The 24,447-nt window shown below is 69.6% G+C and carries 28 protein-coding genes; 9 read left to right on the top strand and 19 right to left on the bottom strand.

Translation table 11 applies throughout. The features are described from left to right. Positions 1–4 precede the first annotated feature (4 nt). The 5 genes from C8250_RS38480 to C8250_RS38500 all read right to left on the bottom strand — a co-directional run bounded on the left by C8250_RS38480 (position 5) and on the right by C8250_RS38500 (position 6,215). The gene (locus C8250_RS38480; RefSeq protein WP_138354387.1) at positions 5–679 is read right to left on the bottom strand and encodes an NUDIX domain-containing protein; all 675 of its coding nucleotides are present in this window, start codon (positions 677–679) and stop codon (positions 5–7) included. Continuing rightward, entirely contained in the window at positions 676–1,053 is a 378-nt protein-coding gene (locus tag C8250_RS38485) for a DUF4406 domain-containing protein (RefSeq protein WP_232485108.1), read from the bottom strand. Before C8250_RS38485 ends, C8250_RS38480 begins: the two co-directional genes overlap by 4 nt. Positions 1,054–1,164: 111 nt before the next feature. Next, complete coding sequence (locus tag C8250_RS38490) at positions 1,165–1,950, bottom strand: DeoR/GlpR family DNA-binding transcription regulator (protein ID WP_138354388.1); 786 nt, start codon at positions 1,948–1,950, stop codon at positions 1,165–1,167. Positions 1,951–2,091: 141 nt separating this feature from the next. Then, on the bottom strand, positions 2,092–5,418 hold the full coding sequence (locus C8250_RS38495) for a lectin (protein WP_138354389.1): 3,327 nt from the start codon (positions 5,416–5,418) through the stop codon (positions 2,092–2,094). A gap of 401 nt (positions 5,419–5,819) precedes the next feature. Continuing rightward, entirely contained in the window at positions 5,820–6,215 is a 396-nt protein-coding gene (locus C8250_RS38500; RefSeq protein ID WP_244809645.1) for a DUF805 domain-containing protein, read from the bottom strand. 194 nt (positions 6,216–6,409) lie between these two features. Here C8250_RS38500 and C8250_RS38505 point away from each other — a divergent pair, with 194 nt between their 5' ends. Beyond that, positions 6,410–6,841 (top strand): MerR family transcriptional regulator, encoded by a 432-nt coding sequence (locus tag C8250_RS38505; RefSeq protein ID WP_138354390.1) that lies wholly within the window; start codon positions 6,410–6,412, stop codon positions 6,839–6,841. Position 6,842: 1 nt separating this feature from the next. Further along, entirely contained in the window at positions 6,843–7,178 is a 336-nt protein-coding gene (gene trxA, locus C8250_RS38510) for a thioredoxin (RefSeq protein WP_138354391.1), read from the top strand. An 83-nt stretch (positions 7,179–7,261) separates the two neighbouring features. Here the strand turns inward: trxA and C8250_RS38515 are convergent, their stop codons facing one another. Both C8250_RS38515 and C8250_RS38520 read right to left on the bottom strand, forming a co-directional pair. Next, positions 7,262–7,849 (bottom strand): hypothetical protein, encoded by a 588-nt coding sequence (locus C8250_RS38515; protein WP_138354392.1) that lies wholly within the window; start codon positions 7,847–7,849, stop codon positions 7,262–7,264. Between the two features lie 204 nt (positions 7,850–8,053). Next, positions 8,054–8,650 (bottom strand): XRE family transcriptional regulator, encoded by a 597-nt coding sequence (locus C8250_RS38520; RefSeq protein WP_138354393.1) that lies wholly within the window; start codon positions 8,648–8,650, stop codon positions 8,054–8,056. Positions 8,651–8,732: 82 nt separating this feature from the next. On the opposite strand from C8250_RS38520, the gene C8250_RS38525 reads away from it, so the two are divergent. Both C8250_RS38525 and C8250_RS38530 read left to right on the top strand, forming a co-directional pair. Continuing rightward, complete coding sequence (locus C8250_RS38525) at positions 8,733–9,800, top strand: NAD(P)/FAD-dependent oxidoreductase (protein WP_138354394.1); 1,068 nt, start codon at positions 8,733–8,735, stop codon at positions 9,798–9,800. 83 nt (positions 9,801–9,883) lie between these two features. Then, positions 9,884–10,525, top strand: a complete 642-nt coding sequence (locus C8250_RS38530) for a class I SAM-dependent methyltransferase (protein WP_138354395.1) — start codon at positions 9,884–9,886, stop codon at positions 10,523–10,525. A 264-nt stretch (positions 10,526–10,789) separates the two neighbouring features. Here the strand turns inward: C8250_RS38530 and C8250_RS38535 are convergent, their stop codons facing one another. From C8250_RS38535 to C8250_RS38550, 4 genes are all read right to left on the bottom strand, one after another. After that, positions 10,790–11,356, bottom strand: coding sequence for a hypothetical protein (locus C8250_RS38535; RefSeq protein ID WP_138354396.1), 567 nt, complete (start codon positions 11,354–11,356; stop codon positions 10,790–10,792). A gap of 4 nt (positions 11,357–11,360) precedes the next feature. Continuing rightward, positions 11,361–11,936 carry a TetR/AcrR family transcriptional regulator gene (locus C8250_RS38540; protein ID WP_138354397.1) on the bottom strand — a complete coding sequence of 192 codons (576 nt, stop codon included), beginning with the start codon at positions 11,934–11,936 and terminating at the stop codon, positions 11,361–11,363. A 73-nt stretch (positions 11,937–12,009) separates the two neighbouring features. Continuing rightward, positions 12,010–12,870: an ABC transporter permease gene (locus C8250_RS38545; RefSeq protein WP_138354398.1), complete on the bottom strand. Its 861-nt coding sequence runs from the start codon at positions 12,868–12,870 to the stop codon at positions 12,010–12,012. Continuing rightward, a complete protein-coding gene (locus C8250_RS38550) occupies positions 12,867–13,778 on the bottom strand; it encodes an ATP-binding cassette domain-containing protein (protein ID WP_138354399.1) in 912 nt (303 codons plus the stop codon). The genes C8250_RS38545 and C8250_RS38550 overlap by 4 nt, the downstream gene beginning before the upstream one ends. 134 nt (positions 13,779–13,912) lie before the next feature. On the opposite strand from C8250_RS38550, the gene C8250_RS38555 reads away from it, so the two are divergent. Further along, positions 13,913–15,097 (top strand): histidine kinase, encoded by a 1,185-nt coding sequence (locus C8250_RS38555; protein ID WP_138354400.1) that lies wholly within the window; start codon positions 13,913–13,915, stop codon positions 15,095–15,097. Continuing rightward, positions 15,094–15,753, top strand: a complete 660-nt coding sequence (locus C8250_RS38560; protein WP_138354401.1) for a response regulator transcription factor — start codon at positions 15,094–15,096, stop codon at positions 15,751–15,753. The genes C8250_RS38555 and C8250_RS38560 overlap by 4 nt, the downstream gene beginning before the upstream one ends. Positions 15,754–15,787: 34 nt before the next feature. Here the strand turns inward: C8250_RS38560 and C8250_RS38565 are convergent, their stop codons facing one another. The 3 genes from C8250_RS38565 to C8250_RS38575 form a co-directional block, all read right to left on the bottom strand. Then, on the bottom strand, positions 15,788–16,381 hold the full coding sequence (locus C8250_RS38565) for a TIGR03086 family metal-binding protein (RefSeq protein ID WP_138354402.1): 594 nt from the start codon (positions 16,379–16,381) through the stop codon (positions 15,788–15,790). A 164-nt stretch (positions 16,382–16,545) separates the two neighbouring features. Further along, the gene (locus tag C8250_RS38570) at positions 16,546–17,064 is read right to left on the bottom strand and encodes a hypothetical protein (protein ID WP_138354403.1); all 519 of its coding nucleotides are present in this window, start codon (positions 17,062–17,064) and stop codon (positions 16,546–16,548) included. 232 nt (positions 17,065–17,296) lie between these two features. After that, the gene (locus tag C8250_RS38575) at positions 17,297–17,737 is read right to left on the bottom strand and encodes an SPW repeat protein (RefSeq protein ID WP_138354404.1); all 441 of its coding nucleotides are present in this window, start codon (positions 17,735–17,737) and stop codon (positions 17,297–17,299) included. Positions 17,738–17,982: 245 nt separating this feature from the next. Here C8250_RS38575 and C8250_RS38580 point away from each other — a divergent pair, with 245 nt between their 5' ends. Both C8250_RS38580 and C8250_RS38585 read left to right on the top strand, forming a co-directional pair. Next, the gene (locus C8250_RS38580) at positions 17,983–18,630 is read left to right on the top strand and encodes a TetR/AcrR family transcriptional regulator (RefSeq protein WP_187145152.1); all 648 of its coding nucleotides are present in this window, start codon (positions 17,983–17,985) and stop codon (positions 18,628–18,630) included. A 91-nt stretch (positions 18,631–18,721) separates the two neighbouring features. Beyond that, positions 18,722–19,252, top strand: a complete 531-nt coding sequence (locus C8250_RS38585; protein ID WP_138354406.1) for a DUF3592 domain-containing protein — start codon at positions 18,722–18,724, stop codon at positions 19,250–19,252. A 91-nt stretch (positions 19,253–19,343) separates the two neighbouring features. Here C8250_RS38585 and C8250_RS38590 read toward each other — a convergent pair whose 3' ends face one another. Together C8250_RS38590 and C8250_RS38595 are read right to left on the bottom strand one after the other, a co-directional pair. Beyond that, the gene (locus C8250_RS38590; RefSeq protein ID WP_138354407.1) at positions 19,344–19,754 is read right to left on the bottom strand and encodes a rodlin; all 411 of its coding nucleotides are present in this window, start codon (positions 19,752–19,754) and stop codon (positions 19,344–19,346) included. A 168-nt stretch (positions 19,755–19,922) separates the two neighbouring features. After that, on the bottom strand, positions 19,923–20,300 hold the full coding sequence (locus tag C8250_RS38595) for a luciferase family protein (RefSeq protein ID WP_138354408.1): 378 nt from the start codon (positions 20,298–20,300) through the stop codon (positions 19,923–19,925). A 353-nt stretch (positions 20,301–20,653) separates the two neighbouring features. Here C8250_RS38595 and C8250_RS38600 point away from each other — a divergent pair, with 353 nt between their 5' ends. Then, positions 20,654–21,757 carry a hypothetical protein gene (locus tag C8250_RS38600; RefSeq protein ID WP_187145153.1) on the top strand — a complete coding sequence of 368 codons (1,104 nt, stop codon included), beginning with the start codon at positions 20,654–20,656 and terminating at the stop codon, positions 21,755–21,757. Between the two features lie 266 nt (positions 21,758–22,023). Here C8250_RS38600 and C8250_RS38605 read toward each other — a convergent pair whose 3' ends face one another. From C8250_RS38605 to C8250_RS38615, 3 genes are all read right to left on the bottom strand, one after another. Beyond that, the gene (locus C8250_RS38605) at positions 22,024–22,353 is read right to left on the bottom strand and encodes a thioredoxin domain-containing protein (protein WP_138354410.1); all 330 of its coding nucleotides are present in this window, start codon (positions 22,351–22,353) and stop codon (positions 22,024–22,026) included. An 88-nt stretch (positions 22,354–22,441) separates the two neighbouring features. Further along, positions 22,442–23,590: a hypothetical protein gene (locus C8250_RS38610; RefSeq protein WP_138354411.1), complete on the bottom strand. Its 1,149-nt coding sequence runs from the start codon at positions 23,588–23,590 to the stop codon at positions 22,442–22,444. Continuing rightward, positions 23,587–24,396 carry a PP2C family serine/threonine-protein phosphatase gene (locus C8250_RS38615; RefSeq protein ID WP_138354412.1) on the bottom strand — a complete coding sequence of 270 codons (810 nt, stop codon included), beginning with the start codon at positions 24,394–24,396 and terminating at the stop codon, positions 23,587–23,589. Before C8250_RS38615 ends, C8250_RS38610 begins: the two co-directional genes overlap by 4 nt. Between the last annotated feature and the right edge of the window lie 51 nt (positions 24,397–24,447).

The following is a 24,447-nucleotide window of genomic DNA, read 5'->3' on the forward strand; positions in this document are numbered from 1 at the left end:
GGAATTAACTTTCCTGCCGATGACCCGGGGCGAATGGGCCGTCCAGCGCGGCCCATTGAAGCAGCATGATGGTTTTGGCGTCGGCGATGTCGCCGGACCGGATCAGGTCGAGGGCCCGGGTGAAGGGGAGTTCGACGACTTCGATGTCCTCGCCTTCCTCCGCCAGTCCGCCGCCACCCGTGTCGCGTGTCGCGGAACTGTACGGCGCCGCGTAGAAATGCAGGCGTTCGGTGACCGATCCAGGGCTCATGTAGACGTCGAAGACATGCTCCACCGCACCGATGGTGTGCCCTGTCTCCTCCGCGGCCTCGCGCCGTATCGCCGTCTCGGGGCCGTCCTCGTCGAGCAGGCCGGCGGCGGTCTCCAGGAGCATGCCGTCCGGGTGGCCGTTCGCGTAGGCGGGGTAACGGAACTGGCGGGTGAGCAGCACGGTGCCACGGTCGCGGTCGTGGAGCAGTACGGTGGCGCCGTTGCCACGGTCGTACGTCTCACGCTGTTCGGTGCTCCAGTGGCCGTCCGAGTGCCGGTAGTCGAACGTGGTGGTGCGCAGGACGTACCAGTGGCAGGACAACAGCCTGACGTCCCGGACCACGACCCGGGGATTGCCGGTCAGGTCGAGGCCGTCCTGGTCCAGCCGGGTCCGGCCACGTCGGTCGGGTGTGTCGATGCCGGCCGTCATCGGGCGGCGGGGATCTCGTCGAGGTGGTGGAAGACCTGCTTGCCCAGCGCTTCGGCCTGGCTGGTCATCAGATCCGCCCCCGCGGAAGGTCCGCCGATGCGCCAGACGGCGTCGCACCTCGCCAGCAGGCGCTCCGCGACGGGATGGAAGATCTCGTCGAACGCCGGGTCGCCGATGCCGGCGGAACCCGCGGTCTCGATCAGCGGCAGGGCCAGCGCCTCACCGGTGACGGGCAGGTGCCCGGCCCGGAACAACGTCAGGGCGGCCTGGTTCATGGCGTGGACGTTGGCGGCGAGCTTCACCGGGTCGTCTCCCGTGCCGGACCGGTAGGGGCCGGCGACCAGGATCATCAAGGGGTGGAACGGGGCGGGCATCAGGCGCCTTTCGTCGGTACGTGTGGTGCGGCAGAGGCGGTGCGTCGGCCGTTGTGCGGTGGGCGCGAGCGGCGGACCCGGTCGGATCGGACCTGGTCGGATCGGGACCGGTCAGATCAGGTGGGTGCGGACGCCGGCATCGCGCAGTGCGGCGAGCGTGGCGGGTCCGCCGGGGTGCGTGTCCGGGTCGTCGCCGGCCGCGTCGGTGACGAAGGTGTCCACGGCGTTCAGCGGGGCGACCCGGCTGAACGCCTGCACCCCGAGCTTGGTGGCGTCGGCCACCGCGACGGTGCGGCTGGCGCGGGCCAGCGCGGTCTGCTTGACCGCGCAGTCGTCCAGGGAGAACTCCGACCAGCCGTGATCGGCGTGCACGCCGCCGATCGACATGACGAAGCAGTCGAAGGCCAGTCCGTCCACGGCTCGCAACGCCAGCGGTCCGATCAGGGACCGCTCGCCCGGACGTGATTCCCCGCCCAGCACGAGCAGCCGGATGCCGGGCTGGTCCGCCAGCCGTACGGCCGCCTGCAGACTGAGGACCGCGACCGTCAACGGTGCCCGCGCGATCAGATGCCCGGCGACGTGCACGGTGGTGGTGCCCGCGTCGAGCAGTACGGTCTGCCCCGGTTCCACCAGTTCGGCCACGGCCGCACCCAGCCGGTCCTTGGTGGCGGCCTGCCAGGGCTCACGCGCCGCGAAGCCGGAGCCCTGCTCGGGGAGACCGGCCGCGACCGCGCCGCCGTGCACCCTGCGCACCATCCCCTGGCGTTCCAGCTCGTCCAGATCCCGGCGCACGGTCATCTCCGACACGCCCAGCCGCCGGGCCAGCTCGGCGACCCCCATCCGCTCGGCCCCCTGGACCAGGCGCAGCGTGACGTCGAGGCGGTTCGCAGTACTCATGCCCCCAGTTCTAACATGAGTGTGTTCGTTTTGGTAGATCAATGTGAGATACGCTTGAGCCTGGCCAGGGGGAAACGTGCCGGGGCGGACGGCGGGAGTGCTCGCCGTCCGCCCCGGTTCAGGCCGTTCGCTCTGTCCCGGTCAGCCGGTGAAGCCGATCCCGAACAGGTGCAGCGTGCCGTCGGCCGTCACCGGCAGGGTGACGCCGGCGATCTGCTTGCCCGCGGTCAGCGGGAGCTTGCTGCTGAACAGGTACGTTCCGACCATGTCCTTGGATCCGTCGCCGACGTTCCGGTACGGGGTCCCGACGACCGTGGTCGTCCCCGGGAGCGGCGTGCTCCCCCCGGCGTTCAGCGTCCAGTCGGACATGGCCAGCGTGACCTTCTCCGTGGAGCCGTCGGTGTAGGTGACGGTCACCGCGCCGCTGGTGCCCTTCGAGGGGGCGTTGATCGCGGCTCCCAGGAAGCCGATCGCGGTGGCCTTCGCCGGGGCGGCGACCGGGATGGTCTGGCCCGCGGCCGCGATGTTGTCCGGCTTGCCGCTGCCGCCCGGCCAGGGGTAGGCGATGCCGTCGGCCGTCACGGTGCCGCCCGTCTTCACTCCGGCCGCGTCCAGCGCGTTCTGCGAGTAGGCCCAGCCCTGCTCGTCGAAGCCGCCGCCGAAGGTCTTGCCGTCGGGGTACACGCCGGTCCCGGTCGCGTACGGCCACAGCGCACCCGGTGCGGCCACCGCCACGTGCAGCGCGGTCGACGGAAGGGTGCCGCCGTCGCTGCCGGTGAGACTGATCGGGATCGAGTAGGCGCCCTCGGTACTTCCCGCGGTCACCTGGAGTTGCTGCTCGGCCGGGGAGTGCGCCGGGACGGTGAGGGTGCCGCTGGAGGTCGCCATCGTGACACCGCTCGGCGGCGTGGCGGTCCACGCGACGGTCACCGGGCTGTCGGAGATGTTGGCCAGGTTCAGCGTCCCGGTCCCGCTCGCGCCCGGTGCCAGGACGAGCCCGGCGCCGGACGGCCCGGTCGCGGCGATGACGTCGCGCTGTCCTGTGCTGTCGGAGGGCGGTGCGTCGGCGGCCGCCGAGCCCCAGGACGTGTTCGGGGTGGCCGCGAGGGTGTAGTCGAGGGTCGCGCCGCCGGACAGCTTGCTGAAGCTGGTCCACGGCTTGTTCCACGCCGCGCCGTTGACCTTCAGCCCCTGTACGTACGGGCTGCCGGTGGCCGCGGCGGGAGCGTTGATCGTCACGGTGCGACCGTTGCCCAGGGTCACCTTCGCGGTCGGGAAGACGGGGCTGCCGAGCACCAGGGTATCGGTGCCGGGGGTCTCCGGGTACATGCCCAGCTCGGACCAGACGTACCAGGACGACATGGCGCCCAGGTCGTCGTTGCCGAAGGAACCGACGGGGGCGTTGAAGTACAGCTGCTGCTGCACGTCCCGCACCGCCTTCTGCGTCTTCCAGGGCCGGCCCAGGTAGGCGTACTCCCAGGGGATCTCCACACTGGGCTCGTTGCTCAGATCCGCGTGGGTGCTGTCCGGCTCGGTGAGAGCGGACAGCAGGCCGTCCAGATAGCTGCTGTAGGCGGCGGCCCCGCCGCGCGACTGGATGAGCGCCTGGAGGTTGAACGGGACCATCGGGGTGTACTGCGCCGAGGTTCCCTCGACGAACCCGTTGGACGTGCCGGGGGTGAAGCCGGCGGCGAACTCGCCGCTGGCCAGCTTCGCCTGCAGGTAGCCGGTCTGCGGGTTGAAGACGTTCTGCCAGTCCTGCGCCTGGCCGGCGAAGGTGGAGTAGAGGTCCTTCTTCCCGAGGGACTTGGCGAAGGCGGCGATGGCGTAGTCCGCGCTGTCGTACTCCAACTGCGTCGAGACCGGCCCGTAGAAGTTGCAGCAGCCCCATGTGCTGTTGTCGATCGGCAGATAGCCCTTGGCGTCGCGGACGGCCTGGCCCGGACGGTCGCCGTTGGGGTGCGTGGCCTGCCACGTCATCGCGGTCAGCGCGTCCCCGGTGTCGAAGCCGCGGGCGCCGAACGCGTAGGCGCCGGCGATGATGCCGTCGGCGGGGTCGCCGACCATCACATAGCTCTCACCGTTGTTCTGCGCCCACTTGGGCAGGATCCCGATCTGGTGGTAGCCGTTGAGCATCGACGTGACCACGTCGGAGGTCACGGCCGGAGCGACCATCGCCATCAGCTGGGTCTGCGACCGGTAGGTGTCCCAGCCCGAGTAGTTGGCGTACTGGACGTGACCTCTGGCGGTCGTATGGATCTGCCGGTCCATCCCCATGTACTGCCCGTTGCTGTCCGAGAACACGTTGGGGTGCAGCAGGGAGTGGTAGAGCGCGGTGTAGAACTGGGTCTGCTGGTCGGTGCTGCCGCCGCCGATCCTGATCCGTCCGAGGGTCTGGTTCCACGCGTTGTGCGTGGCCTGCCGGACCGTGTTGAAGTTCCAGCCGTGGATCTCACTCGCGACGTTGCCCGCGGCGTTGGCGTCCGAGGTGTACGAGATGCCGACCTTCGCGGTGACGGTCGCGGACTTCGACGTGTCGAATCCGAGATAGACGCCGTTGGCGCCGACCACCGGCGGGTTGGAGGGGGCCTTCACCTTCGACGCGCCGGCCCCGCCGTGGGTCGTCGGCCGCTGCTTCGACGGGAGGGTGAAGTGCGCCCCGGGCGTGGCCGCCCGGGTGGTGGCGGCGGGCAGCTGCTGCTGGGGAGCGCCCAGCTTCAGCGCCTTGGCGTTCGGGTCGACCGTGCTGCCGACCCAGGTGCCGCTGCTGCTGAACGGCCGGTCGAAGCTGATCGTGAAATGCAGGGTGTATGTGTTGTTCGCGCCGCAGAAGTGGCCGCTGTCGATCGCGCCGGTCACTTCATGGTCGTTGACGATCTGCGCCCGGGTGCCGTCGATCTTGGTGGCGCCGCCGCTCAGCTTGAGCAGGAGATGGGCGTCGGAGCCGCTGGGAAAGGTGAAGCGGCCCATGCCGGCGCGGGCGGTGGCCGTCAGTTCGGTGTTCACGCCGGAGCCGTCGGTGAGTGCGTAGTAGCCGGCCTGCGCGGTCTCCTTGGCGTGGTCGAAGCCGACCGAGGTCGCGGCCAGGTCGCCGGTCAACGCACCGGTGAACGGAAGAATGGGCAGATCGCCGGCGGCCGGACATCCGGGCCCGGACAGGTGCGTCAGGCTGTAGCCGGAGATCTTCTTGTCGTTGTACTCATAGCCGCCGCCGTCGGGCCGGTGCGGGGTCGTGTCCGGACTCCACTGGACCATCCCGAACGGCGCGTCTGCGCCCGGGAAGGTGTCGACCGCTCCGGAGGTTCCGATGATCGGGTTCACCAGCGAGGCGGGATCGTCGACGAGTCCGGCCGCGTGCGCCGCCGGGGCGCCGAGCGCCTGAACCGGCAGCGCCACCAGAACGGCCGCGGAGAACGCGGCCACAGCGGTACGGAGGACGGGCGCGCCAGTGCGCCCATATCGTGTCATCACGTGGCTCCAGGAGACGATTGGGGATCTTCTAGGTGACATACGTGCGCACTTACCGAAGGCAGAGTTGTGAACTGTCCAGAACTGTTGGTCCACCGACTGACAACGTTGTCAGACCGGATCAACAAATAGTGAAGCCGCCCCCTGAGGGAAAGTCAACAAGGCCTGCCACCAACCGAGTCGGGCCACCGGTGGGTCGCCGATAGGGGGTGCGCGTGCACGCATTCGGTGCAGAACGTACAGAAGCGCGGCAGTCAAGAGGGCATGTCAGGGCGGTGGTTGGCCGCAACTGTGGGCGCCGGTGCCTGGTATTCGGAGCAATGAAGAGAGCGGCGAATTCAACGCCGCCGGGTAATGCAATCGCCGTTGCACGGGAGTCATTTCCCCGTTCTGGGGTGCCTTTATCGCGCGGGTTCGAACCGTTCGTAGCCCGGCGCCGGGACGGGCTTGGGGGACGGGCCGTAGGCGTTCGTGTAGGGCTTGCTGTCGCTCACCAGGTAGATGAGCAAGAAGATCCAACCGACGAGCGGAATGACGCCCGCAAGGAGATACCAGGCCGACCGGTCGGTGTCGTGCAGTCGGCGCCAGATCACGGAAATGCACGGCAGAAGGGCGGCGATGCCGTACGCCGTGGAGAGGTACGGGCCGGCGCCGAGCGACGACTCGGCGACCTGCAATGCGAAGCTGATGATCATGGTGACCAGGTAGAACTGCCAGAACTCCTTGCGGCGTGCGCGCCCGCGGAAATTCAGATGGTTCCGGAGCGCTTCCAGGTACCAGTTGATGGGGTCCTTCAAGGACGGCGATGGAGCCTGTCCGTGCGGACCAAGCCAAAGAAATGAATTTATGGGGCGGGAGTCCGCAGGTCAAGCAGTTGCCCGCCGGGCCGGAGAGGTGCGGGGGAGCGCTGTGCCGGGTCCGTTCTGGCCGGCTGAAGTGGTCGTGCCGACGGTCTGGCGTTGACGTCAGGGTCAAGGTCTACCGTCGGGGCATGCGGATCGGTGAGTTGGCGGAACGGGCGGGTGTGACGACCCGTGCCCTGCGGTATTACGAGTCGCTCGGGCTGCTGCCCGCGCGGCGCGCCGGGAACGGATACCGGTCCTACGGCGAGGACGATCTGCGCCTTCTGGCGCAGATCCGCACGCTGCAGGATTTCGGCTTCGGGCTGGAAGAGACCCGCCCCTTCGTCGAATGCCTGCGTGCCGGACATCCGGAGGGGGACTCATGTCCCGCTTCGCTGGACGTCTACCGGCGCAAGCTCGCCGAGCTCGACGACGTCATCGCGCGGCTGCGCGAGGTGCGCGAGCAGGTCGGGGCGCAATTGGCGCGCGCGGAGGTGGAGGCCACCGCGCAGGCGCCGGAGAGCTCACCGCCGCGGTGCGAATGGGCCGGATACCCGGACAACGAGGGGAAGAGGAGCTGAGATGGCGCAGGCGACAGGATTGGCCACGGTGACGGATGCGACGTTCGCCGAGGAGGTGCTGGCGGCCGAGGGACCGGTGCTCGTGGAGTTCACCGCGGACTGGTGCGGACCGTGCCGGATGATCGCCCCGGTGCTGGAGGCGGTGGCCGAGGAGCAGGCGGGCCGGCTCAAGGTGGTGCTGCTCGACGTGGATACGAATCCGGAGACGCAGGCGGCGTACGGCGTGCTGTCGATGCCGACGCTCATGGTCTTCAACGGCGGGCAGCCGGTGAAGTCGATGGTCGGAGCCCGCCCGAAGCGGCGGCTCCTCCAGGAGCTCGACGACATCCTCAACTGACCGTCCCGGCCGCCGGGCGCTCCCCGCCCGTACGCCGGCAGCCCCCGACCGTGCAGCACGGCCGGGGGCTGCCGGTGTGCCGGTCATCCGTTGGTGTTCACCCAGCCGTCGCCCCCGAAGTCCTGGCTGATCTGACACATGGCGATGTTGTAGCCGCCCGACGCCTCGGCCTTCGAGATCACCTTGCCGTTGACGAGGATCGAGCACTTCACGTGGCCCCCACCCTGCAACTGCGCGGTGATCGAGTAGTACATGGGCGTCCCCAGCGGCTTCGTCACCTTCAACGGCACCTTCCCCGAGAAGCTCGACCCGGCCGGTCCGTAGGTGACCTCGGCCGTGCTGCCCTCCACCAGGTACGTCACGGTCTCCGCGGCGGCCTTCGTCTCGGCAGCCGGAGCTTTCGACGGCGGCTTTGTCGCCTGCCCGGTCGTCGCGGCCTTCTGCGAACCGGGTGCTGCGGCCGGTGCGGACGCGGTCGGAGTGCCGGCCTTGTCGTTGCTGTCCTTCTTGCCCCCGCCGGCCACCGCGGCGATCACGCCGATCACGACGCAGAACGCCGCGACCGCGATGAAGGCGGTCAGGCAGCCGTTCCTCTTGCGCCTGGCCGGTGGTGCCTGCGGCGCCTGAGGTTGTTGAGGTTGGCCCCAGCCCTGTGGTTGCTGATACGACACGATGCCCCCAAGGTCTCAAAAAGTTGAGGATTGAAGCATCTCGCCCCACATGTCACCCAGTACTCATAGTTACCAGTCCGTGACACAAAAAACCAGGAGAGGTACGGAGAAAGGCGGATATTCGGTCATCAACCGCCTCCTGGAATGTTATTTCCAGAGTTCGGGTAGCCCGGAAAGCCGGTTCTGCCTGCCCGCCGGCCCCACTCACCCGTCCGTAGCGGTGGGGCGGGCTCGTACGTGCATGCGTTCGCCCTGTGCTCCGAACAGGCTGAGGAACTCGACCGGGTGCGTTCCGGCGTTGGCGAAGCCGTGCGGGGTGCGGGTGTCGAATTCGGCGGCCTCGCCGGCGGTGAGGACGAGGTCGTGATCGCCCAGGGCGAGTCGCAGCTTGCCGGACAGGACGTAGAGCCATTCGTAGCCCTCGTGCGTCCCCTGCTCGGGGCGGACGTCGGCACCGGTCCCCACCGGGAGGATCTGTTTGTAGGCGTGCAGCCCGCCGAGGTGGCGGGTCAGGGGCACGAAGGTCTGGCCGTGCCGGGTGAAGGGGCGGGGGCGGATGCGGGGGTCGCCGGTGTCCGGCGCGCCGACGAGTTCGTCCAGCGCCACACCGTGGGCCTTGGCCAGCGGCAGCAGGAGCTCCAGGGTCGGCTTGCGCTTCCCGGACTCCAGGCGCGAGAGGGTGCTGAGCGAGATGCCGGTCATCTCGCTCAGCTGCGCCAGCGTGGTGCCGCGGTCGTGCCGCAGCGCCCGCAGCCGGGGTCCCACCGCGGTCAGTACACCGGGAATGTCGTCGTCTGCCATATATCCATTTGCCATCCCGGCAAGAAACTTTGTCAAGCGGGTGCCGATGGGATGACGATCGCGGTGAACGGAGGCGAGCGACATGACGACACACGCACAGCAGACGACGACCACCGCTGCCCTGGACGAGGAACAGCGCTACGACGTCGTGATCATCGGAGGCGGCGCCGCGGGACTGAGCGGAGCACTGACCCTGGCCCGCGCACGGCGGTCGGTCCTGGTGATCGACGCCGGACAGCCCCGGAACGCCCCGGCGGACGGCGTCCACGGGTATCTGGCGCGCGAGGGCACACCACCCGGGGAACTCCTGGCGGCCGGCCGCCAGGAGGTGATCGGTTACGGCGGCGAGATCGTGTCGGGCACCGCGGCGACCGCCTTGCGCCGCGCGGGCGGGGACTTCCGCGTCGTCCTCGCCGACGGGACCGCGGTCCTGGCGCAGCGGCTCCTGGTCACCACGGGCCTGGTCGACGAGCTGCCCGCGGTCCCCGGTCTGGCCGAACGGTGGGGGCGTGAGGTGCTGCACTGCCCGTACTGCCACGGCTGGGAGGTACGCGACCAGCGGATCGGCATCCTGGGGACCGGTCCCCTCGCCGTCCACCAGGCACTGATGTGGCGGCAGTGGAGCAGCCACGTCACTCTCTTTCTGCACACCGCGCCGGAACCGGGTGACGAGGAGTACGAGAAGCTCGCCGCCCGCGACATCACGGTCGTCACCGGCGAGGTGTCCGGTCTGATGACGGGCGGCGACGACCGGCTCTCCGGCGTGCGGATGGCCGACGGCCGGAAGGTCGCGTGCCAGGCGCTCGCGATCACCCCGCGACTCACCGCCCGCTCGGCGATCCTTGCCGGCCTCGGCCTCGAGATCACCGAGCAGGAGATGGGCGGCCAGGTGCTCGGCAGCTACATCGCCGCCGATCCTCTGGGCGCCACCGCGGTGCCCGGCGTGTGGGTGGCCGGCAACGTCACCGGCCTGTTCGAGCAGGTCATCGGATCCGCTGCCGCAGGAGTGCGAGCGGGCTCGGCGATCAACGCCGACCTGACGGCCGAGGACACCGACCGGGCCGCCGCCGCCCGTCGCGCCCCCTTCTCCCCGCAGGTGGAGCGCGAGGTGTGCGAACGCGTTCTCGGCGACCGCCGGCACGGCTTGTGATCCGGCCCCACCGGATCCGAACTCATTCGGCCCAGCTACGCACCATCCCCAACGACACCGCAGATCTGACGAAGGATGCCCCGATGACGGATCACCTCGACCACGCCTCCGCCGAAGAGTTCTGGGACGCCCGCTACGGTTCCAGCGACCGCATCTGGAGCGGCAACCCCAATGCCGCCCTGGTCCGCGAAACGGCCGGACTGACCCCGGGAAGCGCCCTGGACCTCGGATGCGGGGAGGGAGCCGACGCGCTGTGGCTGGCGCAGCAGAACTGGAAGGTCACCGCCGTCGACATCTCCCGGAAGGCACTGGAGCGAGGGGCCGAGCATGCGGCTGCCGCGGGTGTGGCCGACCGGATCGACTGGCAGCGGTGCGATCTGGCGGTGTCGTTCCCCACCGGCGCCTTCGACCTGGTCTCCGCCCACTTCCTGCACTCGCCCGTCACGATGCCGAGGGAGCAGATCCTGCGCAGCGCCGCGGCGGCCGTCGCCCCGGGCGGTGTGCTGCTGGTCGTCGGGCACGCCGGATCCCCTTCCTGGGTGGCCGACAAGGGTCACGCCCCGCACTTCCCCACATCTGAAGAGGTCTTCGCGGGCCTCGATCTCCCGGCCGGGCAGTGGGAGGTGCTCCTCGCGGACGTCCACGAGAGCGGGATGACCGGTCCCGACGGGCAGCCCGCAACCCGCACGGACAACACCCTGAAGCTCCGGCGCTTGGCGCAGTGATCCCCTGCCCGTAGGACTCGCCTCGCCCCCGTCGGTAGGTGCCGACGGGCCGGGTCACCTGGACAGCGGGAAGCGGCGGCAGCAGGACGGTCAGCGCGATCAGCACCGCGATGCTCAGGACACCCATCACCCCTGTTCGGTGGTGTTCGTTCGAAAGGCCATGAGCCCATGGAACAGTCGCAGCCCGCTGCGATCCGGCGGGTTTTCGACCTCACCCTGAGCGTTCGCGAGCGAGCCGTCACGTCAGCGATGCCGATGAGCCGTTCAGCCGGAGGCTCCGTCGGCATCGGCGGCCTCGGCGGCGGTACGCTCGGCCCGGCGCGCGACGGCGCGCAGCACCTCGAGCCTGATGAACGCGGCACCGCCCAGCCGGATGAAGAGCCAGTAGGGGCGGAAGATCCGTCGCGAGCGGGCGTCGGTGGCCCGCACCCTGGTCTCGAAGGAGACGACGGTGGCGTCACCGTCGGGCACCACCCGCAGACTCATGGCCGCCTTCGCCCACCCCGGCTCCGCGAATCGGGCGAAGGCATCGGCGTCGCCCGGCTCGATCGGTGCGGACGGGGGCCGAAGCCGCCAGAACTTGGCGACCATGCCCTTGACCAGCTCCGCTCCCTCCACGGTGCTGAGGGTCGGCGTCGGGAACGTGTCGAGAAACGGGCCTTTGAGCCGGTTCCGGCCGGTCGTCCGCAGCAGCATCAGCCGGCGCGAGACGGGGAGTTCCTCGGCGGTGACGTCGAGCAGGGCCCGCCATACGGTGGCCGGGTCCGCCGCGATGTGCCGGGTGAAACAGGAGCGGAAGTCGTGGACCGGAAGCAGGCGGTCGAGTTCCATCGGGTCACTCCGGAGTGTCGAGCCCGGCGGCCACCGCGTCGGCCAGCCGCCGGGGCAGGTCCGACGGCGGTGTGCCGCCGAGCATGAACAGATGGACGAAGACGGTGCCGAGCAGTTGCGCGTGCGCCAGTACCGGATCGGACCCGCTGCGGATCTCACCCCGCTGGGTGGCCCGTTCGAGGATCCGGGCCAGTACGTTCTGCTGACGGTCGATGAACGTGGCGGCGAACCGGGTCGCCAACTCCGGGTCGGCGGCGATGTCGGCGATCAGCCCCGGCAGCGCCTTCCGCGCGTGCGGCGCGGACAGCAGGACGATGATCTGCTCGACGAGAGCGGTCAGATCGGCCCGCAGACCGCCGAGGTCGGCGGGCGGGGCGATCTCCGTCCCGTGCACCACGGCCACGAACACCATCTCGGCCTTGGACCGCCACCGCCGGTAGATCCCCGCCTTGCCGACCCCCGCCCGGGCCGCGACGCGGTCGATGCTCAACTGCTGGTACCCGACCTCGTCCAGGATCCCCCGTACGGCGTCACTGACCGCCGCGTCGACCTTGCCGTCCCGCGGGCGTCCTCGGTTCATGGCCTCAGCATAAACGAAACGGATCGATCCGTAAATGAACCGGCGAGGACAACGGGCCCGATGCGCCCGGGGCTCACACGTCCCGGCGCCGCACGACAACGATGGCGACGACCACCGACACCAACGCCCAGCAGCCGAGGGCGATCCAGGACCCGGTGATCGTTGCCGGGTACTTACCCGGGTCGAAGTACGGGTTGTCCGGGTTCTCCTTCAGCCGGTCCACCGCGGCGATGGGCAGGCAGTGGCCGATCTCCTTGAGGAGCTTGTACCGGTCACCGCCGAACATCAGGGGAGCGATGAACAGCAGGGACACCAGGCCGACGATCGTGGCCGTGGCGTGCCGGATGACGGCGGCGAAGGCGATGCCGATGAGGGCCGACACCGGGACGATCAGCGCGTACGCCGTGACGGCGCGCAGACAGCCGGGGTCGTTGATCGAGAGGCCGACATGGCGTGAGGCCAGCATGGCGTTGGTGCCGAAGAAGGACGCCGTCGAGATGATCACGCCCATGACGAGGGTGACCGCGGTGACGACGACCACCTTGGCCGCCACCACCGCTCGCCGGTCGGGTACGGCGGCGAACGTCGTACGGACCATTCCGGTGGCGTACTCGCCGAAGATCGAGATGGCGCCGACGCTGGCCGCCGCGAGCATCATGAGGTAGACGGCGATGCTGTTGAGACCGTGGAAGAGCGGGTCGTACCGGTACGGGGGCATCCCCGGCCTCGCGGACTGGTCGATGTAGGTCAGGTCGGTGTGGACGGCGTTGAGATTGACCGCGATGGCGACCAACGCGCTGACCACCAGCACCCAGTAGGTCGACCGGAGCGACCGCATTTTGATCCACTCGGCCGCGAGCAGGTCCACGAACCGCACCGCGGGATCGGTCATTCGCGCCGGCGGCGTTACGGCGGTCGAGGTCATCGTGCTCATCGGGGATCTCCTGCGAGGTATTCAACGCTGTCGGCGGTGAGTTCCATGAACGCGGTCTCCAGCGAAGAGGTCTGGGTCGCGAGTTCGTGCAGCATGATGCGGTGCAGGTGGGCGAGTTCGCCGATCCGGGCCGCACTCAGTCCGGCCACCCGCCCCACCGTGCCGCTCTCATGACGCACCGACGCACCCTCGGCGGTCAGTACGGTTGCCAGCGCGTCGAGTTCGGGCGTCTGCACGGTCACGCCCGTGCCGGTGCTGCGGGCCGAGAAGTCCTCCAGGCTCTGGTCGGCGATGAGCCGGCCCTGACCGATCACGATCAGATGATCGGCGGTGTGCTCCATCTCGCCCATCATGTGGCTGGAGACGAACACGGTGCGGCCCTCGGACGCCAGCCGTCGGAACAGGCCGCGCACCCACAGCACGCCTTCCGGGTCCAGGCCGTTGAGCGGTTCGTCGAACAGCAGCACCGGAGGATCACCGAGCAGAGCGCCCGCGATGCCCAGCCGCTGCTTCATCCCGAGGGAGAACCCGCCGATGCGGCGCCGCGCCGCCTTGGCCAGCCCGACCTCCGCCAGGACATCGTCCACGCGGTGCAGCGGGATGCGGTTGCTGCGCGCCAGGGCGGACAGATGCGCCGCGGCGCTGCGCCCGCCGTGCACGTCCTGCGCGTCCAGCAGCGCGCCGACATGGCGCAGTCCGCGCGGCCGGTCCGCGAACGGGACCCCGTCGACGGTGACGGACCCGCCGGTCGGGGTGTTCAGTCCCAGGATCATCCGCAGAGTGGTGGACTTGCCCGCACCGTTCGGGCCGAGGAATCCGGTCACCTGTCCAGGTCGCACGGTGAAGGTCAGGGTGTCGACGGCGAGGGTGTCGCCGTAGCTCTTGGTCAGTCGGTCGGCTTCAATCACGATGCCAACGGTGCCGGTCCGGCAACCGGTGCCGCATCGGGCCGGCGGCCACCTTCCGCAAGTGCCGAGGTGGCCCCGGGGACTACATCCACGGGCCAATGCGCAGGTGGAGGCCGGTGACCTACGATCGGGCCATGACCGTCACCCACCGTCCTCCATTGCTGAAGCGCTTGCCCATGGGCGTGTGGGTCGGCGCCTTCTGGTCGACGCTCATCCTTGTGCGCTCCTTCCAACGGCCGGACGAGTTCCGTCATCTGACCGAACTCGACGGCAACATCGAGGGTGGCCCGCTGCTCATCGTCGCGGTCGTCACCACCTTCGGCGCCCTGCTGCTGTTCCGCGCGCCGCTGGCGTCACTCGGCCTGGCGCTCGCGGGCGTCGTCGTCGCCCTCGGATCGCGTGTGGTGGAGGCGCCGATCGTGGTCTTCCTGCTGGCCGACGGAGTGGTGGGCTACATCGCGGCCACCCGCTCGCGCCGGATCTCGATCCTCGCCGCCATGCTGCCGGTCGTTCTGGTGACGGCTTTCACGGTCACCCGGCTGATACGCGAAGGGGACGCCGGGATCGCGGCGGAGGCCGCCGTCGCGTCGACCGCGGTCATCGCCTGGCTGATCGGCAACACGATCCACCAGAGCCGCGCCTACACCGAGACGCTGCGCTCCCGGGCCACTCAACAGGCGGTCACCGCCGAGCGGCTGCGGATCGCCCGCGAACTGCACGACATGGTCGCGCACAGCATCGGCATCATCGCCATCCAGGCGGGTGTGGCCAGCCGCGTCATGGACAGTCAGCCCGACGAGACCCGCAAAGCACTCGACGCCATCGAGGCCACCAGCCGCGAGACCCTGTCCGGGCTCCGGCGGACGCTGCGCGCGCTGCGCCAGTCGGATGCGGACTCGGCGCCCCTCGACCCGGCGCCGGGACTGGCCGACGTCGGACAACTGGTCGCGAAGACCAGGGAAGCCGGTGTGCGCGTCGACGTCCGGTGGCGCGGCGAACGCAGACCCGTGCCCGCCGACATCGACCTCTCCGCCTTCCGCATCATCCAGGAGGCGGTCACCAACGTCGTGCGGCACTCCGGCACCCGGGACTGCAGCGTGAGCGTCGACTACCGGGACGAGGAGTTGTCCATCGAGGTCGTCGACCTCGGCTGCGGCGGCGAGGGGGGAGCGGGGTACGGCATCGTCGGTATGCGCGAGCGGGTCAGCCTGTTGCACGGCGAATTCAGCGCCGGCCCGCGGCCCGAAGGCGGCTTCCGCGTTGCCGCACGGCTCCCGGTGCCCGCCGGGGCCGGGATGGCCGGGGTGACCGCCCGATGATCCGCGTCATCCTCACCGACGACCAGCCCCTGGTCCGCACCGGCCTGCGCGTCCTGATCGCCGACACCCCCGACATCGAAGTCGTGGGTGAGGCCGCGAACGGCGCCGAGGCGGTGTCCCTGGCCACGGAACTGCGCCCCGACGTCGCCGTCATGGACATCCGCATGCCCGTGCTGGACGGCATCGGAGCCGCGCGACTCATCACCGAGGACCCGCAGTTGCCGACGCGCGTCCTCGTCCTCACCACGTTCGACGACGACGAGTACGTCTACGCCGCGCTGCGCGCCGGAGCGAGCGGATTCCTCGTCAAGGACATGCCGCTGGAGTCCATTCTCGACGGGATCCGCGTCGTCGGCGCCGGTGACGCCCTGATCGCCCCCAGCGTCACCCGCCGCCTCATCGCGGAGTTCGCCGGCCGCCCCGAGCCCACCACCCCGCACCCCGCCCCGGTGGACGGCGTCACCAACCGCGAGCGCGAAGTCCTGACACTCGTGGGCCGCGGTCTGTCCAACACCGAGATCGCCGAGGAACTCGTCATCAGCGTCTCCACCGCAAAAGCCCACGTCGCCCGCCTGTTCACCAAACTCGCCGCCCGCGACCGCGTCCACCTCGTCATCATCGCGTACGAACTCGGCCTCGTATCCCCGCCCCGCTGACGCCTACTGCCAGGGCTTCCCGCCTTTCCCTGTATCAGGCGGCGGCCCATGCCGGGTCGCGTCCGGTGAGCGCGACGATGCGGTCGAGGAGCGGGGCGTCGGAGGGGATGGCGACGGCGGGGCCGAAGATGCCCTGGCGGGCGGGGGACTGTCCCGGGGCGGCCAGGGGCTCCACGAACTCGCGGCAGCCTTCGAGCGTTTGGACGTCGGCGGAGAACGGCTGCCCGGTGGCGCGGGCGATGTCCCAGCCGTGGATGGTCAGTTCGTTGAGGCCCACCCTGCCGATCATGCCGGCGGGCATCGTGACACCGCCGACCTCCGTCATCCCCTCCCAGGCGGCCGGATCGCGCCAGGCCTCGGCGAGGGTGGTGAGCTGCTCGGGGATGCGGGTGCGCCAGTCCGCGCCGAGCCGGGAGGCGTCGGGGGAGGGCGGTTGGGAACCCTCGCTGAGCGGCGTTTTCCGGGCGGCGATGAGGAAGGCGTGGGAGAGGCCGTCGACATGGTCGAGGAGGTCGCCGAGGGTGTACTTGGCACACGGTGTCGGCGCGGTGAGCTGTTCGTCGGGGATGGCGCTCAGCAGGTCCGCCAGTCGCTGGGCCGCGGGACCGAGGTCGAGCATCGCTGTCATGGGAGTGACTCCTTCGGCGCGTGTTCGCAGTATGCGTGGCAACGAAGGGGTAGACGGCATGGCGCCGCGGAACTCATCGGTCGCGCCGATGGTCGCGCCGATATTGTTTCGCGCGGCAGCCTGGAGGCCCCCGGACGGCCGCGTCCGACCTGGTGGAGCCCGGCCTAGTGGAGACTGCGCTGCATCCACGGCACGAGGTCGCGCTCCTCGTGCAGGAGGTACTGGTCGATCTCGCCGAGCACGAGCTGCGTGGTGAGCGTCATGCCCTCGACGGCCACCTTGCCGGCGATGACGTCGTCCAGACGGCTCAGCAGCTGAGCACCGTCCTCGCGATCGCGCACCACCGCCACGGAGGCCTTGTCGTGCCGCTCCAGAAGCGGGTGGACCGTCGCTTGTTTCGCCGCGTAGTGCGCCCGGAACGCCTCCCGGAACGCGGGCAGGCCCTCCGGTGCGCCCGTGGGAACCCTGTGCAGGTCCTGCAGGGTGGCCCGCAGGGCGCGGCTGCGGGCGATGAGAGCGTCCGTCGCGACGGTGTGAATCTCGTGCGCCTGCGCCTCGTCGTGCCGGCGCTTCTCGGCGTTGGCGTTGAATTCCGCCCCGTGCTGGTTGATCTCGTGCGGACCCTGGGGGTGGTCCTGCGACGGGCGGTTCTGCGACGCGTGGTCCTGATCCGAAGCGGTCATGGTGGGCGACACCTCCTGGTTGCATCCACTCACGCTGTCCTGGTACCCGCAATCCAGGAGCGGACGCCGCCGCGGACGCCACGTCCCCACGAATGGACGCCCGGCCGGGGCCGGGCGTGTCCAGGGTGATCGGGCCGGCTTCCGCCGCGCGCACGGATGGCCGTCCCCGGCATTCGCCGGCCCCTCCAGGACGACCATCAGTACTTTGTCCGCGTCGGATGTGGTCCCGGCGTCAGGACTCTCTCTTGTTCCTCATCATCATTCCTGCCGCCGCGAGGCCGAGCAGGCAGATGACGGCGCCGGTGATGATGTTGTTCCACATCGCGCCGGTCTCGGGGTGACGGATGACCACCCACGGGGAGACGATCAGCCAGACGCCGATCGCCGCGCACGCCAAACTCATGCCCTGCATGCGATCCGGGGCCATGGTCAGACACAGCGCCAACACGGCGACCGCGATGCCCATGATCAGGTTGTTCTGTGCCAACTGCGGGGACGTGGGCGCGAAGTGCACCGTCCAGGGCGAGATGGCGGCGTACAGCCCGGCCAGGAGCAGCAGTCCGTCGACTCCTACGATCCCCCGGCCTCCGAGCACGCGGGCGTAGCGATCACGCATTTCCGATACGTCCGGATGTGCTGCGATATCCCCCGGGCGGTGTGACACGTCGGCCATACGACTCGCCTCCTTCGGCTTATGCAAGTCTGACCGCGTTTGCGGTATCTACCGCGAGTCCATTGTGCGCCTAAGTTGCCGTTATGTGTAGGTTCTGCCGTGCCGTGCTGGCGGCCTCCGCCGGACGGGGTGTCCGACATGATGTTGGACACCATGTCCGACTGCCATTAACTTAGGAAATGTCCGATCTGGAGGGAGTGCGATTCGGAAACGCACCTCACCGGAAGGACCGGAAGGAGGAAGGAATGGCCTCGATCACCCGTCCCCGTTCGCAGCAGTCCCAGCGGCGCGCCGGCACCGAGCGCGTGGTGTTCGCCGCGGTGCAGCGCCTCCTCGACGCGGGGGAGTGCTTCACCGAACTGGGTGTTCGGCGCATCGCCAGCGAAGCGGGGATCGCGCGCTCCACCTTCTATCTCTGCTTCCAGGACAAGACCGAGGTCCTGATCCGGCTGACCGCCACGATGAAGGACGAACTCTTCAGCAGGGGCGCGGCCTGGCGCCCCACCGGTCCGGGCGGCGGACCCGAGGCGCTGGCCGCCGTCTACGCGGGCCGGCTCGCGTACTGCCGGGAGCGGGCGCCACTGCTGGCCGCCGTCGCGGAGGTCGCCGCGTACGATCCGGTCGTTCGCGAGGCCAGGGCGCAGGAGATCGAGCGCTTCGCGCACCACATCGCGTCGCTGCTGGAGGAGGAGCAACGCGAGGGCCGGCTCTCCGCGGACGTCGACCCGGTGACCGCCGGACAGGTGCTCGCCTGGGGCGGGGAGCAGGTCATCGCCCGTCAGGTGACGACCGGCGGCGCGGAGGACGACGCCAAGGTCGCCCGCGAGATGGCGTACGGCCAATGGTTCGGCACCTACCGCCGCCGGCCTGGCCCTGACGGGACGCCGACCTGAGCCTGGCACCGAAGTGATCATCCCTGCGATGCTGATGCCCCGGACCGGCTGGAGGGGTGTTCGTCCTGATACCAAGCACGACGGGGAGCCGATGAGCACGCGGTCGGCACGTCCGCCCAAGGCCTTCGGCTATCTGACCGTCATGTCCGTCGTCATGATCATCGTGGGGCTGGGCGGATTCATCATCACCCTGGTGTTCACCATCCCCGGTCACGCCAAGGTGACATCGTCCCTGAAAAGTCGCGGAGTTGAGGCTCAGGGCACGGCGACGAGGTGCCAGCAGGGCACCACCGACGAGAGCGGTACGGAGCAACCCGTCACGTGCTGGGTACGGTTCACCCCGCCCGGCGGGCACTCCGTCGAATCGTCACTCGCCTTCAAGACGGAGCGAGTGGGCGACGGCACGGCCATGGCGATCGTGTACGACCCGGAGGACACGGCCGTCGTCGCCCGCCCCTCGGACCTCGGCTACTGGAACTCACTCGTCCGGAATTCGTTGGACGTGGTTCTGCTGGCCATCTCCGCCGTCATGGTCCCCCTCGGAATCGCGGGGCTCCTTCTGCGGCGCTTCCTCTCGCGGTTCAGCCTGCGGCCGGTGCGGAACCTGGCGCCCCGCCCCTGAAAACGCCCCCTGAACGCCCCTGAGAAACGGCAGGGAAAACGGCACTGGCCGCCGGTGGTCACCGGCGGCCAGAACGTTCGAGCGGGGTGTGTCAGTGGTTCGCGACACCGTTGCCCGACAGGACCGGGATCTGGTCCAGGATGTGCGACAGCGGCTCGTCGCCCTTGATCTGCGACGAGTTCTCGGTGCACTGCTGGTTCTGCGGCGAGGACAGGACGTTGATGTCCTGCACGCTGATCGGGACCAGGCCGACGAGCGAACCGACGTTGGCCTTCGCCGGCAGGCCGATGCAGGGCTTGTTGAGCGAGCCCTGGATGAGGCCGAACGAGGGGCTCATGTAGCCGCTCGTGTAGGTGTTGCCGTACGACTGCTCGGAACCGTTGCCGTTGGTGGTGCTGGCGCCGCCCGAGTCGCCGATCGCCATCGCGGGCGCGGCCATCGCGGCGGTGGCGCCGACGACGGTGACAGCCACCGCGGCCGTGGCGAGGAACTTCTTGATCATCACAAGTCCTTTTTATGCGAAATTGACCTGGTACCGGGTCTGCCTGATCAACTGTCCCGCGCGGATTTGGTTATGGGGCTTCACCCGTATGGAGGCAAACGAAAGGGGCTCCTGGGACTTGGAGTCCAAGTCCCAGGGGCGCCGGGGATCCTGCGTGCTGAGGTGTTGTCAGGCGGCGTATTGACGTTGATGGGTGCAGGGATCCGCGGCGAGTCCCGAGAGCTCTTCCTCCGCGACGGCCGGACCGGCCTGGAGCGCGGCGCTGACCAGGGTGATGAGCAGGTCGATGTCGGTGCGGCAGTCGAGCCGGACGGTCACCCAGCCGGAACCGTGGTGCACCCGCAGTGCGGTGGACTCGCTCAGCGCCGGCAGCAGTTTGGCGACCATGGTGCGGGACAGGTGCACCTCGGCTTCCTGCGCGCTGTGGAAATGGACTATCTCCTGGGCGCCTGTGCGCACGCAGTACTCACTGCCGCAACTGGCCCGGCCACCGGTGAGACCAGGCCAGCTCATCAGCTGTTCCCTGGCATGTCTGGCAGAGTTCATGGCATCAGCCTGCCGCAGATTCCCCGTCGCGCACAGAGGTTGGGGGCGCCATCCGGCCGCCGGTAGGCCGCCGTATGCAACGTCACTGGTCAGGGCCGCCGAATGCGGCCGAAATTCTTGCTGTGGTCGATGCCGTTCTGCCCTCCGGGGATGTGTGACCGGAGGGCGGCCGTGGGTTCGTCGAATGTCACGAAGGCTGACCTGTCCGGGTGAAATCTGCCCTGCATGAGGGTGTGCCTCGCCCCATGAGTGGTCCGAGTGTGCCTGCCGGTGGAACGTTGCCCGCTCGACGGCCCGTGTCGATGCGACCGTCCCGAGCCGAAGCCCATACAGCACGACAGCAAAGGTCTGGCATGCAGAAAATTCGAAGTGCCCTCGTCCTGGGTCTCACTGCCGCTGCGGCGATGGCCCCCACCGTGGCCATCGCCGTACCCCTGGTCACCGACTCCGGCTCCTCCCATCACCGCAGCGTGCTCCCCCGTTCCGGCCACGGCGACACCTCCTGGACCGACTGGTACGGGTGGAGCGACTGGAACCTCTGGAAGGACTGCGGCCACGGTCCGTGCGGGCCCACCGGTCACGCCGGTGACACTCACAAGGAGGAGCACGCGAAGGGCGGCTACGGCAGCGATTCCGGTGGCAGCACCGGGGGCTCCAGCTCGGGCGGCTACGGCAGCACCTCGGGCGGTTCCAGCGGCGGTTCGTCGGGCGGTTCCGGCGGGTCCTCCGGCGGCCACAGCACCGGTGGTTCGACGACCGGCGGTTACGGCAGCACCACGGGCGGATCGTCCGGCGGTTCGTCCGGCGGGTCCAGCGGCGGATCCTCGGGTGGCACCCATGGCGGGACCACCGGCGGGACGCACGGTGGAACGACCGGCGGCTCCACGTCCTCGGGCGGTAGCAGCTCGGGTGGCACCAGCGGTGGGTCCTACGGCGGGACGACCGGTGGCAGCACGTCCACGGGCGGTTCCACCGGCGGTACCCACGGAGGGACGACCGGCGGCACCCATGGCGGAACGACCGGCGGAACGCACGGTGGCACCACGTCCTCGGGCGGTTCCTCGTCGTCCGGTGGCTCGTCGTCCTCCGGCGGCACCTCGTCCTCGGGCGGCACTTCGTCGTCCGGTGGCACTTCGTCGTCCGGCGGCACCTCGTCCTCGGGTGGTTCCTCGTCCTCCGGCGGCTCATCGTCCTCCGGCGGTTCCTCCTCTTCGGGCGGCACCAGCACGACCGGTGGCAGCACGTCCACGGGCGGTACCTCTGGTGGCACTCACGGTGGAACGACCGGTGGCAGCCACGGTGGAACGACCGGCGGCAGCCATGGTGGGACGACCGGCGGGCTCGCCGAAACGGGTCTGGGTGGCAACGAGCTGGGGCTGGAGATCGCCGCGGCAGCCAGCCTGGTCGCCGGTGGTGTCTTCGTGGTGGCAACCCGCCGCCAGCGCCGTCAGCAGTAGCCGGCCGTTGTCCAACGGCGTCGCGTGAGCGGCGCCAGGGAGACCGTCGGATCCCCGGATCCCGTCCGCCCGGATGCGCTGAGCGCTCCGGGCGGACGGGCCGAACCTCCCGACCTCCCGCAAGAGATCAGCTGACGAATCAGCCGGCGCATCAGCCGGTGAGGTCGACCGGCACTGTCAGAAGATGCGTGCCGTTTCGTTGCCGGAGTGTCCGGCGGTGGACCCGGTGCTTCCCGTCCGGTCAGTACGGCCCGGCCGTGGGGCGCTCAGAGGTGCGCGTCCAGGAACGCCGTGAGCTGCTCGCGGGTCATCGGTCCGGTCCCGGTCGCCGTCACCTCTCCTTGGACGAGCAGGAGAAAGGTGGGTGCGCCGGTCACGCCGTAGCGCTTGGTGGCCGCGGGGCAGCGGGTGATGTCGGTCTTCACGGTGGTGAGACGGTCCCCGTACGCGCCGGCCAGTTCGCGCACGATGGGGTCCATCTCCTTGCACGCCTCCGACCAGATCCCCCAGAAGTAGGCGAGCACCGGTCCGTCGGCCCTCGCGAGGATGAAGTCGAACTCCTCGTTCTCCATCGGTTGGTGGACCCGGCTGGCCATCGACTCTCCTTGTATTGCGATCGGTACGGCAGCGATCGCCCTGGCCCGCTCCCGCGGGCTCGCTGCTGTGCCACATCACATCACGAGGTCAGTTGGCCAGCGCTCCCAGCAGGATCAGGAGGACGATCAGCGCCGCCACGATGATCATGGAGTTGCGGAGGGCGTGCGACTCCTTGGGAATCGCCGGCGGCGGTGGAGGCGGCAGAACGACGTTGAAGTCGTCCTGGCCGGTACGCCCCGCGCGCTCGCACCAGGGGCAGGCGTGCAGATGCGAGCTGTAGGTGTGGCGGGGCCGGACGGGGCAGCTCTGGACCCGGCCGCGTTCGTGGTCCAGCGCCCGCAGCCAGTCCTCGGCGGAGGGACGGGCCTGCGGGTTCGACACGCCGGGGCCGAAGGCGGCGCGGGCGAGGTTCAGCAGGGTCGGCGGCAGGACGGCCGGGTCGATGACCCCGCGCGGGACGATGATCCGCTCCGGCTGGACCACGTACGAGCAGCTGGCGGCGATGTTGTCCTTGACGGTCGACTGCGAGTCGCTGTCGTGCGGCACACCCCCGAAGGGATGGTTCCCCACCGTCAGCAACTGGTAGACGAGCACGGCGAGCGCGAAGTCGTCGCTGGCCGGAGTGGCCGGCCCGCCCTTCTGCCGCTCCGGGGCGCAGTAGTCCGCGGTCTGCATCAGGCAGGGGAAGTACTCCTGGGTGGCGGGATCGGTGAAGGCGATGGAGTCGCAGTCCAGGAACGTGACGAAGCCGTTCGCGTCGACCACGACGTTGTTGCTGGAGAAGTCTCCGACGACCAGGCCCTCGTGGTGCATCCGGGCGGTCATGAAGGCCAGGTTCCAGCTGACGCCCAGCAGGAATCGCCAGTCCACCCGCTCGGGGAACAGCCGCAGCCGCTGCGCGCGGGTGAACAGCCCGACCAGGCGGATGTGCTGCGGCTCGCCGAACCGGTTCATGGCGTAGCCGAGGAAGTCTCCGCCGGGGCTGCGCGCCGGAGCCGTCGGCCAGGCCAGCTCGGACGGCTGGGCGCGGTCGGTGGGCCGGCCGCCCAGCGGGGTCATCGTCAGCATCCGGGCCAGCCGTCGTTCCTGCTCGGGCCCGGGGGTGTCCCGGTAGAGCTTGACGACGATCCCGTCGTTGCCGACCACGGTGTACACGGCGGCCTCGCCGCCGCTCTTGAGCGGCTGCTCGGAGAGTTCCACCGGCAGGCCGTTCAGCAGAATCCTGTGCCCGGTCATGGGCGCACCGCCCTCAGCAGCGTCTTGTCGTCGGCGTTGACCGCGGTCAGCTTGTCCGACCGCAGGAGTACGGCCAGCGCCTCGTCATCCTCGTCAGGGTCGTCACCGGGGGAGTCGAGCGTCCGCAGCATCGCGGCGACGAAGGACGCCCTTGGTTGGTGCGGCTGTCCGTCCACCCAGGTCAGGGCGATCTGCGCGAGTCCGTCCGTCGACAGCAGCACACCGTCGACCTCGGGGTCGCGGACGCAGGCGGTACGCACCCACCGCTCCGCGTCCGTCGAGGTGAGGAACACGGTCTCGTTGCTGTACTCGCTGGCCGCGGCCGGCTGGGGCAGCAGATGGAACTGCGGCACACCGTCCACGGTCCCGGCCCTGAGCACGACGAAGCCGTCGCCGACGCTGAGATAGCCGATCCATCGCGGGGTGAGCACCGCCACCGTGAGCGTGGTGGCGAAGTCGTTCGACTCGTCCCCGGTGCGCCGCAGGAACTCGTCGCGGACGTCCAGGAACGCCTCGCGCAGCGCCGCGCGCACACCGGAGGCGGTCGGGGGCAACTCGGCGGAACGCCGGGTGAAGCACTCGACGGCCAGCTGCACCGCGAGCGCCGAGCCCTCGTCGGAACGGGCGCGGCTGCCCGCTCCGTCGGCGACGGCCAGTACCGTCACCGAATCCTCCGGCGGTCCGGAGACCGTGTACAGCCAGGAGTCCTGGCACGGGGTGCCGGTCCGCCGGTGGCGGTAGCCCTCGACGCTGACGCCGCGGACCCGCCACTGCGCGCCGGGGCCGCCGCTGCTGTCATCGTCCATGTGTCGTCTCCCAGTACCCGTCAGTACTCTTCAGGTCCCGTCGGTTCCGGT

Source organism: Streptomyces sp. So13.3 (assembly GCF_005860785.2).
In the GTDB taxonomy this organism is placed as follows: Bacteria; Actinomycetota; Actinomycetes; order Streptomycetales; family Streptomycetaceae; genus Actinacidiphila; species Actinacidiphila fildesensis.

Bases quoted from the DNA above. Each gene is read 5' to 3' on its own strand.
- C8250_RS38570 (WP_138354403.1), bottom strand. From the start codon at position 17,064: ATGACCGCTTCGGATCAGGACCACGCGTCGCAGAACCGCCCGTCGCAG.
- C8250_RS38525 (WP_138354394.1), top strand. From the start codon at position 8,733: ATGACGACACACGCACAGCAGACGACGACCACCGCTGCCCTGGACGAG.
- C8250_RS38535 (WP_138354396.1), bottom strand. From the start codon at position 11,356: ATGGAACTCGACCGCCTGCTTCCGGTCCACGACTTCCGCTCCTGTTTC.
- C8250_RS38555 (WP_138354400.1), top strand. From the start codon at position 13,913: ATGACCGTCACCCACCGTCCTCCATTGCTGAAGCGCTTGCCCATGGGC.
- C8250_RS38505 (WP_138354390.1), top strand. From the start codon at position 6,410: ATGCGGATCGGTGAGTTGGCGGAACGGGCGGGTGTGACGACCCGTGCC.
- C8250_RS38485 (WP_232485108.1), bottom strand. From the start codon at position 1,053: ATGCCCGCCCCGTTCCACCCCTTGATGATCCTGGTCGCCGGCCCCTAC.
- C8250_RS38615 (WP_138354412.1), bottom strand. From the start codon at position 24,396: ATGGACGATGACAGCAGCGGCGGCCCCGGCGCGCAGTGGCGGGTCCGC.
- C8250_RS38565 (WP_138354402.1), bottom strand. From the start codon at position 16,381: ATGACAGCGATGCTCGACCTCGGTCCCGCGGCCCAGCGACTGGCGGAC.
- C8250_RS38605 (WP_138354410.1), bottom strand. From the start codon at position 22,353: ATGGCCAGCCGGGTCCACCAACCGATGGAGAACGAGGAGTTCGACTTC.
- C8250_RS38585 (WP_138354406.1), top strand. From the start codon at position 18,722: ATGAGCACGCGGTCGGCACGTCCGCCCAAGGCCTTCGGCTATCTGACC.
- C8250_RS38495 (WP_138354389.1), bottom strand. From the start codon at position 5,418: ATGACACGATATGGGCGCACTGGCGCGCCCGTCCTCCGTACCGCTGTG.
- C8250_RS38575 (WP_138354404.1), bottom strand. From the start codon at position 17,737: ATGGCCGACGTGTCACACCGCCCGGGGGATATCGCAGCACATCCGGAC.
- C8250_RS38595 (WP_138354408.1), bottom strand. From the start codon at position 20,300: ATGAACTCTGCCAGACATGCCAGGGAACAGCTGATGAGCTGGCCTGGT.
- C8250_RS38480 (WP_138354387.1), bottom strand. From the start codon at position 679: ATGACGGCCGGCATCGACACACCCGACCGACGTGGCCGGACCCGGCTG.
- C8250_RS38580 (WP_187145152.1), top strand. From the start codon at position 17,983: ATGGCCTCGATCACCCGTCCCCGTTCGCAGCAGTCCCAGCGGCGCGCC.
- C8250_RS38520 (WP_138354393.1), bottom strand. From the start codon at position 8,650: ATGGCAGACGACGACATTCCCGGTGTACTGACCGCGGTGGGACCCCGG.
- trxA (WP_138354391.1), top strand. From the start codon at position 6,843: ATGGCGCAGGCGACAGGATTGGCCACGGTGACGGATGCGACGTTCGCC.
- C8250_RS38600 (WP_187145153.1), top strand. From the start codon at position 20,654: ATGCAGAAAATTCGAAGTGCCCTCGTCCTGGGTCTCACTGCCGCTGCG.
- C8250_RS38545 (WP_138354398.1), bottom strand. From the start codon at position 12,870: ATGAGCACGATGACCTCGACCGCCGTAACGCCGCCGGCGCGAATGACC.
- C8250_RS38530 (WP_138354395.1), top strand. From the start codon at position 9,884: ATGACGGATCACCTCGACCACGCCTCCGCCGAAGAGTTCTGGGACGCC.
- C8250_RS38590 (WP_138354407.1), bottom strand. From the start codon at position 19,754: ATGATCAAGAAGTTCCTCGCCACGGCCGCGGTGGCTGTCACCGTCGTC.
- C8250_RS38560 (WP_138354401.1), top strand. From the start codon at position 15,094: ATGATCCGCGTCATCCTCACCGACGACCAGCCCCTGGTCCGCACCGGC.
- C8250_RS38540 (WP_138354397.1), bottom strand. From the start codon at position 11,936: ATGAACCGAGGACGCCCGCGGGACGGCAAGGTCGACGCGGCGGTCAGT.
- C8250_RS38610 (WP_138354411.1), bottom strand. From the start codon at position 23,590: ATGACCGGGCACAGGATTCTGCTGAACGGCCTGCCGGTGGAACTCTCC.
- C8250_RS38490 (WP_138354388.1), bottom strand. From the start codon at position 1,950: ATGAGTACTGCGAACCGCCTCGACGTCACGCTGCGCCTGGTCCAGGGG.